Origin of the sequence: Tepidanaerobacter sp. EBM-38 (assembly GCA_001896545.1) — a bacterium.
GTDB lineage: Bacteria > Bacillota > Thermosediminibacteria > Thermosediminibacterales > Tepidanaerobacteraceae > Tepidanaerobacter.
In genome coordinates this window covers 1-1613 of the sequence record MPOT01000075.1, presented here as the reverse complement: position 1 = coordinate 1613, position 1613 = coordinate 1, and the positions used below count along the sequence as shown (strand labels likewise).

Annotated in this window: 2 protein-coding genes; both read left to right on the top strand. The window is 37.5% G+C overall.

What is annotated here, in order from left to right:
- On the top strand, positions 1-1086 hold a 1086-nt coding region (locus BUC45_RS08440), incomplete at its 5' end, for a DUF362 domain-containing protein (RefSeq protein WP_296971619.1).
- A 276-nt stretch (positions 1087-1362) separates the two neighbouring features.
- Positions 1363-1613 (top strand): acetamidase/formamidase family protein (locus BUC45_RS08435; RefSeq protein ID WP_296971618.1); only part of this gene is annotated, 251 nt, incomplete at its 3' end.

Sequence of the window (1613 nt, the reverse complement as noted above, 5' to 3'; positions counted from 1 at the left end):
CTAAAAGATAAAATCTACGTCATATACGGCAACAAGCCAAAGGAAATGATTTTTGATGCCCTTTCAAAACTTAAAATCGAAAATGACATCAAAAGAGATGCACTTATAGGCATAAAACCTAACCTGGTGGTAGCAAAACCTTCTGCCTCCGGAGCTACTACATCACCGGAACTCTTGGAAGGTACAATAGAATACTTAAAGTCAAAGGGTTTTAACAACATCCTTATTATGGAGGGCTCCTGGGTTGGAGATAAAACCTCAAGGGCTTTTGAAGTATGCGGATACACAAAGATTGCCGAAAAATACGATATTCCTTTGATAGACTTACAAAAAGATGCGTATAGGGTATGTGACATAGACGGTATGCAAATAAACGTATGCGAAAAAGCGCTGAAAGTGGATTATCTGATAAACATGCCGGTGCTTAAAGGACACTGCCAGACTAAGATGACTTGTGCTCTGAAAAACTTAAAGGGCTGTATTCCCAACAAAGAAAAGAGAAGATTTCATACTATGGAACTGCACAAACCCATTGCATATCTAAATAAAGCCGTTAAAAGCGACTTGATAATAGTAGATGGACTGGTAGGAGATTTAAACTTTGAAGAAGGCGGCAATCCTGTTCAAATGGACAGAATTATCCTGGGGTTTGATCCGGTTTTAGTCGATTCATATGTAGCAAATTTAATGGGATATGATGAAAAAGAGATACCGTACATAAAGATAGCGGAGCAAATAGGTGTGGGAAACTGCATTGCCTCAAAGGAGCAGGTAAATGAATTAAACGAAAACAATAATACTCAAAAAATACCCTACTCACGTGAAATCGAAAAACTATCCAAATATGTCGAAGAAAAAGATGCCTGCTCTGCATGCTATGGCAGCTTAATTCACGCTCTTGCAAGACTGGACGAAAAAGGCATTTTAAGAAGGCTTAAAACAAAACTCTTTATAGGCCAGGGCTACAAGGGAATTAAAGGCGAAGGCATCGGAGTAGGAAACTGCACCAGAGGCTTTACACAAAACGTGCCAGGATGCCCTCCAACGGCCAAGGATATACTTGAAGTATTAGAAAAGAACCTTTAGATGGGTTCTTTTGCTTTTTTAGGGAATTTCGGAGCGCTCGATATTTGAATATTTGAAACAAATAATGTATGATTAACAAGGAAAGGGCTTTGGTTAGATTAATTTACGGCAGCATGTAAGTGTTTTAAATGGCTAGGCGAGCCGGATGAAAACTCAGAAAAGAATGAGCAAGTTCAGTTTAAACGTAGCAAAAACCAGAGTTTTAGTATCGACTAATAATATGCCTAGTCAAAACTTAAACATAATTAAAAATGATAAAAAAAGGAGGCTGTAAAAATGATCGAAAAATATGTTTATCATTTTTCTCCGGACAATAAACCGGTAGAAAGAGTAAGGAAAGGTGAAACAATTGTATTTAAAACCTTGGACTGTTTTAGCAATCAAGTAAAAAGTGAAGAGCAATTAGTTACATCTATAGACTTTAATCGGGTAAATCCTGCTACCGGCCCTGTTTTTGTAGAAGAGGCCGAAGCGGGGGATTTATTAGTAGTAGATATAAAAGATATAAAAGTAGATGACAAAGGAGT